This is a genomic window from Oligoflexus sp., assembly GCF_035712445.1.
Taxonomy (GTDB): Bacteria; Bdellovibrionota_B; Oligoflexia; order Oligoflexales; family Oligoflexaceae; genus Oligoflexus.
On record NZ_DASTAT010000002.1, the window covers coordinates 89077 to 95529 of the forward strand.

General features: G+C 54.8%; 3 protein-coding genes and 1 tRNA gene. 2 read left to right on the forward strand and 2 right to left on the reverse strand.

Features of this window, described 5'->3' with window-relative positions:
• Positions 1-4 precede the first annotated feature (4 nt).
• Positions 5-2992 (reverse strand): 5-histidylcysteine sulfoxide synthase, encoded by a 2988-nt coding sequence (gene ovoA / locus VFO10_RS00550; protein ID WP_325136707.1) that lies wholly within the window; start codon positions 2990-2992, stop codon positions 5-7.
• 129 nt (positions 2993-3121) lie between these two features.
• On the opposite strand from ovoA, the gene VFO10_RS00555 reads away from it, so the two are divergent.
• Positions 3122-6013, forward strand: a complete 2892-nt coding sequence (locus tag VFO10_RS00555) for a pitrilysin family protein (RefSeq protein ID WP_325136708.1) — start codon at positions 3122-3124, stop codon at positions 6011-6013.
• Positions 6014-6065: 52 nt separating this feature from the next.
• Positions 6066-6141, forward strand: a tRNA-Ala gene (locus VFO10_RS00560).
• Positions 6142-6317: 176 nt separating this feature from the next.
• Here VFO10_RS00560 and VFO10_RS00565 read toward each other — a convergent pair.
• Positions 6318-6434: a transposase gene (locus VFO10_RS00565; protein ID WP_325136710.1), complete on the reverse strand. Its 117-nt coding sequence runs from the start codon at positions 6432-6434 to the stop codon at positions 6318-6320.
• Positions 6435-6453: the final 19 nt, after the last annotated feature.

A 6453-nucleotide genomic window follows, 5' to 3' on the forward strand; every position in this document is an offset into this window, starting at 1 on the left:
TCCGTCAGATCCTCGTGAGTGAAAGCCGAATGTGCTCCATCAGATCCTGAATGGTTTGGCCTTTGGTGCGAAAACCCAGGATGCAGACACGAATCTGCAGCCTGTTTTCAAAGCGGCAAGCGGTCAGATAAAAACGCTGACTGCGATTGATGTCCAAAAGGAGAGCCGCGGTTTTTTTATCATCGCGGTCCTCACGCACACGGAAGGCCAGAAGCGAAAGGTCCGGCTCGGCGGTTAATTCGAGCTTGGGTTCCGCCTGAATCCATCCTGCGAGCTGGCGCGCGATCTGCCATTTTTCAGAAAGCTCGCGCCGATAATTTTCCAGGCCGAAGGTTTTCAGGGAAAGCCAAAGACGCAGACCGCGGAAGTCGCGGGACAGCTCGGGGGACATATCACTGTAGTTCGGCTGTTCAGTATCCGGAGCTTGCATATAAGAAGATTCGAAACCCCGCGGCCACTTCAGACTCGAGGCGTCGCGCATTAAAAGAACGCCTGTTCCGTAGGGCATATAAAGGGATTTATGGGGATCGAGGGAAAGCGAGTCAGCGCGTTCGATTCCGTTCAGGACCTTGCATTCCGGCACCAGGCGGAAGAATCCGCCGTAGGCGGCGTCCACATGATACCAGAGCTTTTCCTGCTGCGCGATCGTCGCGAGTTCATCCAGCGGATCCACCCGACCCGTGTTGGTCGTTCCTGCTGTTGCGAAAAGGAGAACGGGATGAAGACCCTGCTTTTTATCCGTTTGGATGCGCTGCTTCACGAGTGCGGGTGAAAGTCTTCCGTCCTCGGTCGGCAGTACGCAGGTTTCCTCAGGCGCGAATCCTGCTGCGAACAGCGCCTTGCCGATGCAATGATGGGCCTGATCGGAAACGTAGACCCGCCGTTGACCGAAGGGAGCCGGTCGCGACTGCCGCGCGGCAATCACCGCGGAAAAAATCGCCAGGGATGATCCTGTGGTGATCCAGCCGCCGCCTGTTTCAGGGAAGTTCATCATGGACAGGAGCCAACGAATCACCTGCTGCTCCAGCTGCACAGCTGTCGGCGCGTTGGTATAGGTTCCGGTGTAGGGATTCAAAAGCATGGCCAAGGCCTGGCCGATCGCCGCGACGGGCTGAGCGGCACCAGCAACATAAGCCATGTAACCCGGATGCCCGACCCTTTCATCGTGCTGGCTGAGGTTCTGCACGAGACTTTGCAGCAGCTGATTCAAATCCTCGCCCTTTTCAGGAGGCTGCGCGTCGTCAAAGATTTTTTGCGTGGGCAAGGAAGGCGCAGGAGCCCGCTCGTTAAAATGATCCCAGAAAGGCCGCAGCGCTTCAGTCATCATCTGAAAGCCATGGACCAGGGCTTCGCTGGACCATTCAAAACCCTGCGGCAAACTCCGTTCCCTGGTAATGGTCTGCACAGCGCCATCATTGTCGCTTTGCAAAGGGTCGACGAGGCGGAAACCGGCATGCTGGAAAAAATGCGGGCGGAAATGAAAGCGCGCGTGAACGCTGGCTTCGTCCCCGACGCTGATAAAACTGCCGCCGGCTATCATCTGATGGCGTCCATCAAAGCAGGGCGTACTGAAATCATCGTAGTAAGGGTGAACCTTGAAACCGGAAAGCGGATGAAAGTGATCTTCCAGCCACTGCCAGACATTTCCAAACACATCGGCGAAGTCAGCGTCCCTGGCCACTGGACCTTCGCTGCCGAACTGCAGATGATCCAGGGCCGGACCATAGCCGTGGGAACGCAGGCGATAGTGCTCCGCTTCCGTCAGGAGCCGGCGTGGAACAGCCGAGCCGTCTTTTTCCGTGAGCCAGCTCGCATAGGCCTTCGCTTCATAATGGTTGACGACAACAGGCCAATCCCAGGGCATGTGAACCATTTCAAAACAGGTGCGCAGTCCGTATTCGTGCGCGCCCTGAGCCCCGATCGGTATCCAAAACGTTGGCCATTTAATATTGCGGAAGCTGCGCCAGCGCCATCCGTCTTCCGACCAGTAGCGCGCCTCGCGATAGCCTCCAGCTTTCACGAACTCAAAAAACTCGCCGTTGGTGACCATATGCTGCTGACACTGAAACGCTGCGACCTCTCGCACATCCTGTCCATATTCATTATCCCAGCCATAGCTCGGGAAATCAGGGGATTTGCCGATCGTGCTGGAGCCGGCTGCGACGTTTCGCCAGGAATTCACGGGATAATCGCGTCCGGGCTCGGGGGCTCGCCATGGATGTTTACCTGTGGTTTCATAGCGCCGCGCGCTCGGATGCAGGGGCGCAAAATGCGGGGGACGCTGCACAAGGCGCACAGGTAATTCGCGCATCAGGACCGAGGAGGTTTCGAGGTGAATGCGCTCATGCTCCATTCCCATGAACAGAGCCCAAAGCGGCGAGTCCATGGTGATGGGCGCATGGCCGTCGGCAAGTCCGTCATGCGTGGCGATCAGAGTCGCAACAATACGGTAAACCTGGCGACGATAGTCCCGGCAGGCGGCGATATCCGGCCATTCCATCTCATTTTTGGAAAGATCGTCCCAGCTCATCTCATCGACGCCGGTTTCAAAAATCCTTTCAAAATAGGCATTCGGCGTACTGTCGAGCAGACCCGCCACATGAAGTTTGTTCACGAACAGAACAGCGGGATGCACATAATAGAAAACGAGCGGATGCCTGAGACCGTGATAGGGCGGACGATAGAAGGCCTCTTCCTCGGTCAACGCGGCAAAGAGCAGCTCGGTCAGCACCCAACCGTTGTCAAAATAGGCCTGCACCTCGGAACGCTTGCAGCTCTCAAGGTCGGGAGCCTTCAAGGCTGTGATCCAGCCTTCCGCGGTACGGCCAGGGCAGGCGGCATCCTTGGGGTTGGGCCCTGTCCACCATGAATCATCGCGCGGAAACGAGGGGGCCCAGCGGCCCAGGTTTCGGCGCCAGTCATCCTCAGGATGTTTATGAACAGCGGGCGACGTGAGATCGAGATTAGGATTCCGGGTCAGGCTGCTCGACATTATTAGGCTCCACGGCTGGTTTTCACCCAGACCAGTCTTTCACAAAGTCCCGGCTCTGAAAAGCCTGGGATCGTTCTGGGCTTTATGCTAGATGAGAAAGCTTAAGATTCTCTGAAGGAGACATAAATCATGCGACTCGGACTCCGCATCCTGCCCTTGCTCATGGCCTTGACACCAGGCCTGATCCAGGCGGCTTCGCCGGCAAAGTCGGCGACGAAAACCGATAATATTTTGCCCTTGACGGTTACGGAAAAGACGCTGCCGAATGGCCTGAAAGTCATCGTGGTGCCCACGGGCTTTCCCAATTTGGTATCCCTGCAAATTCCCGTGCTGACCGGATCCCGCAATGAAGTGGAGGAAGGCAAGACCGGCTTCGCCCATTTCTTCGAGCACATGATGTTCCGCGGGACCAAAAATACGCCGCCTGAAGTCTATCAGGGTTATCTGACCCGCATGGGTGCGCGGCAGAACGCCTATACGACGAACGACTATACGAATTATCACACCACCTTTTCCAAAGATGATTTGGAATTGATGATGAAGATCGAAGCGGATCGCTTCCAGAATCTGGAATATCCGGAATCCGCATTCAAGACCGAGGCCCGCGCCGTGCTCGGTGAATACAATAAAAACAGCGCGAACCCCATGTCGAAGCTTTATGAAGTCACCAAAGACAAGGCGTTCACCACGCATACCTATAAGCATACGACGATGGGCTTCATCAAAGACATCGAGGATATGCCCAACCAGTACGCGTATTCCAAAGTCTTCTTCGACCGCTGGTATCGTCCCGAGAATACCGCCATCATCGTGGCCGGTGATGTGCAGCCGGCGCAGGTGATGAAGCTGGTGGAAAAATACTGGAGCAGCTGGAAGCCTGGTTCGTTCAAGTCGAATATTCCGAAAGAACCGCCTGCTCAAGGTCCCGTTTATGTGCATGTGCCCTGGACGAGCCCGACGCCGCCCATGGTTTCGGTTGCGTTCCACGGTCCGGCCTTTTCCGTCAAGGATAAGGACTATGCGGCTCTGGATCTTTTCTTCGACCTCGCGTTTGGGGAAACATCGGATATCTATAAGCAGCTGGTGATCGACGAGCAGAAGGTGACCCGTCTGGGGGCGATGTCGTCGAGTTCGCAGGATCCTGACCTTTTCGCGGTGAACGCGATGGTGAAAGATGTCAAGGACGTGCCTTATGTCCGTGACGCGATCATGAAGGTTTTTGCGAAGAGCCTGAGTGAGCCGATCAGTGCGGATCGTTTGAACGAAGTGCGTTCGAATATTCGTTATAGCTTCGCTCGTCGCCTTGATAATACGGAAAGCATAGCCTCGACGCTGGCGACCTTTGTTCGCTATGATCGGAAGTACGAGACTCTGAATCAATACTTCACCTTCAGCGCGACCATCACACCGGCCGATGTTCAGAAGGCGGCTCAGAAATATTTTACGGATAAGAATTTGGTCGTTTCCACGCTGTCTCAGGAAGCTTTGCCTGAGACCACGGGAAAACTCCCCGCGTTGGCCTCGTTTCAGCCTGTTCGGGCTCAGAAGGTCAATATTCCGGTGATCGCGCAGAAGAACCAGATTCCGCTTTTGAATATCAAGCTGCAATTCAAGGTTGGTTCCGCTCAGGATCCTGCGGGCAAGGAAGGTCTTGCTTATCTTGCAGCGTCCATGATATCCGACGCAGGTTCGGAGCGCTATCATTACGACGAGCTGCAAAAGGCCCTGTTCCCCATGGCCGCTGGCTTCGGTAGTCTGCCGGATAAGGAAGTCACCACCTTTACGATTTCCACGCACAAGGATCACGCGCAGAAGGTAATAGGTCTTCTGTCTCCCAGTCTTTTGGCTCCCGGTTTCCGTGATGAGGATTTCCAGCGTTTGAAATCCGTGCAGCTGAATAACCTGAAAAACAGTCTGCGGAATAATAATGAGGAAGAGCTGGGCAAAGAGCGTCTTCAGGAATGGGTCTTCGCCGGCACACCCTATGGCCATCCGGTGATTGGGACTGTGAAGGGTCTGGAGAGCATCACGCTCGATGATGTGAAGAATTTTGTGAAGAAGGCCTATACCCGCAGCAACGTGACCATCGGCGTCAACGGTAGCATTTCCAATGAAACGCTGGCCATGCTGCAGAGTGAGTTGAGTCAGCTGCCGGAAGGTCCCGCGCTGGCCCCTGCGAAAAATATCGCGGGTGCGAAGCCCAAGGGTCTGGAGGTCAACATCATCGAAAAAGGCACGCGGGCTACTGCGATTTCCTTCGGGGCGCCGATTGAAGTCACCCGCTCGCATCCTGACTTCGCAGCGCTGTGGCTGGCTCGGTCCTGGTTGGGTGAGCATAGAAGCTCGATGTCGCACCTTTATGAGCGTATCCGTGAAGTCCGCGGGATGAACTATGGTGATTATGCTTATATTGAAGCCTTTCCTGGCGGCATGTACTCCTTCTTCCCGAGTCCCAATATCGTCCGTCAGGCGCAGCTATTTGAGGTCTGGATCCGTCCGGTCCAGCCTGAGAATGCTCATCATGCTCTGCGGATCGCGCTTTATGAGCTGGATAAACTTATCAAGAACGGGCTGAGTCAGGACGACTTTGAAAAAACCCGCGAGTACATCATGAAGAACGTCTTCGTCATGACCGCGACCCAGGACCAACAGATTGGCTATGCGCTCGATTCCGCCTGGTACGGCACGCCGGAATACACAGCCTACATGCGCGACCGTCTGAGCAAGCTGACGCTCGACGATGTGAACAAAGCCATTCGGAAGCACTTCTCTGCCCAGAATTTGCGCATCGTCATGATTACTCAGGATGCCCAGGGGCTGAAGAAGCGCCTGGCGTCGGACGCGGTGTCCACGGTGAAGTATGATGGGGAGAAGCCCCAGGAGCTCCTGGACGAGGATAAGCTGATTGGCAGCATGAAGCTGAACATCCCCGAGTCCGCCATCAGCATTACCAAAGTGGATGATGTCTTCAAAGACGCGGCTCCGTTGAAGGTGACCTCTTCCTCGGATTCACGTCAGTGAAAAAAAGTTCTTGCAAGGTGGAGGGATTTCAGGCAAATCTACTAGCTCCTGAGGGGGTTTAGCTCAGTTGGTAGAGCGTTAGATTTGCATTCTAAAGGTCAGCGGTTCGATCCCGCTAACCTCCACCAGAAAAAAGCCGGCTTAATAAGCCGGCTTTTTTTATTCCTGAAGGATTGAAATGCAATGATAGGCTCTTCCCGATTCAGTGTGGGTGTCACCCTCAAGCCCTTCATGCGCACAGATTTAAAAGCCTTAGTCTATAGTGGCTCTTCCCGATTCAGTGTGGGTGTCACCCTCAAGCCCTTCATGCGCACAGATTCAAAAGCCTTAGTCTATAGTTTTTGAACTCCTTGAACCCGTAAGCCCTTCTCTGGCAAAGCTTTGCCTTTCGATTAAAGCCCTCAACGCGACCGTTGCTCATGCCTTTATGTCGGTGATAA

What these genes read in the sequence shown, in the direction of transcription:
- ovoA (WP_325136707.1), bottom strand. Translation starts at nt 2,992, where the DNA reads ATGTCGAGCAGCCTGACCCGGAATCCTAATCTCGATCTCACGTCGCCC.
- VFO10_RS00555 (WP_325136708.1), top strand. Translation starts at nt 3,122, where the DNA reads ATGCGACTCGGACTCCGCATCCTGCCCTTGCTCATGGCCTTGACACCA.
- VFO10_RS00565 (WP_325136710.1), bottom strand. Translation starts at nt 6,434, where the DNA reads ATGAGCAACGGTCGCGTTGAGGGCTTTAATCGAAAGGCAAAGCTTTGC.